This is a genomic window from Fulvivirga kasyanovii (genome assembly GCF_009711405.1).
Lineage (GTDB): Bacteria > Bacteroidota > Bacteroidia > Cytophagales > Cyclobacteriaceae > Fulvivirga > Fulvivirga kasyanovii.
The window spans coordinates 1-1,459 of record NZ_SMLW01000166.1 but is presented as its reverse complement, the minus strand read 5'-3'; the positions used below and the strand labels follow the sequence as shown (position 1 = coordinate 1,459).

1 protein-coding gene is annotated in these 1,459 nt (G+C 38.7%); it reads left to right on the top strand.

Annotation, left to right across the window (positions count from 1 at the left end; genetic code table 11):
- Nucleotides 1-32 precede the first annotated feature (32 nt).
- Nucleotides 33-1,459: condensation domain-containing protein (locus E1163_RS00535; RefSeq protein ID WP_246223447.1), on the top strand; the 1,427-nt coding region annotated here is incomplete at its 3' end.

The window sequence follows — 1,459 nt, the reverse complement described above, 5'->3', positions numbered from 1 at the left end:
TCTCTACCCGAGAATATACCCCTAGTGATTATATGTATAAAGGATTGACCTTCGATCAATTGTACCAGATTCAGGAATTATATGATGCCGAGGAGATTTGCACTTTAAGTCCGATGCAGGAAGGGATGTTGTTTAATTCTCTGTTAGATTCAGAATCGAGTGCTTATTTTGAACAGATCTCCTATCAGGTAGATGGTAAACTAGATATACCATTGATTAAAAAGAGTTTGGAACAACTTACAGATCGGCATGAAATACTAAGGACTGCGTTTGTTCATGAAGGTTTGGACCGTCCGTTACAGGTCTTACTAAAGTCTCGTCCTATAGAACTGGTTTTTGAGGATAAAAGAGATGAGACAAATCAAAATGATTTCATTGAGGCTTTCAAACTTCAGGACCGGTCTAATACGTTCGATTTAAGTCGTGATGTGCTGATGCGGGTACATATTTTCCAACTCACCGATGACAGCTACGCGTTTATATGGAGTCATCATCATATTTTAATGGATGGGTGGTGTATGAGTATCATCATTCATGATTTCATGGAGCTATACAAGAGTTTCCTATATGGACGCTCTGCATCTTTGGGTTCGGTTGTCCCTTACAGGAAGTACATATCATGGTTGTCAGAGCAGGATGGGGATAAGGGCAAACAATACTGGAAGGATTATCTTTCTGGCTATGATCATCAATTGGAAATACCGGGTAAGCTATCTGAAAAGACAGATGATTTTGTTCAGATTGAAAAAGTGTATGAGTTGGATGCAGCCAAAAGCTCGGGTTTAAATGCCTTAGCTAATAATTGTCAAACAACCTTGAGCTCTGTTATCCATGCATTATGGGGGATACTACTATCCAAGTATAACAATCAACTGGATATTACTTTTGGTTCAGTAGTATCCGGCCGGCCTTCAGAACTATCAGGGGTAGAAAACATTTTAGGGTTATTTATTAATACTATACCTGTTCGATTAAATCTTAGCGATCAAACCTTTGAGTCATTGGTTCAAGGAGTACAATCCAATATTTTAGATTCAGAGCCTTACCATCACGTTCCTCTTCATGAGATTCAATCCCAGAGTTTATTGAAGAATGATCTCATAGACCATATTCTTGTATTCGAGAATTACCCTTTGACTCAAGAATTAGAAGATACCGTTTTCCATCAGTCGGAAGAGACGGGATTTTCGATTTCCTCGGCAGAAGTTTATGAACAAACCAGCTATGATTTAACGGTGACTATAGAACCGGGGGAGAATATTCGTTTTGTAGTGGCGGTCAATACTGCAATGTACCACCAGGAATTCATCGACAGGTTAATGTCCCACTTGTTTAATTTGATTGATCAGGTTTTGGCCGAACCAGCGGAGAAGGTTAGTAAATTGACCATAATAACTGAACAGGAGAAGCATGAGATTCTTGAAAAGTTTAATGATACTGATAAAGATTATCCGAAAGA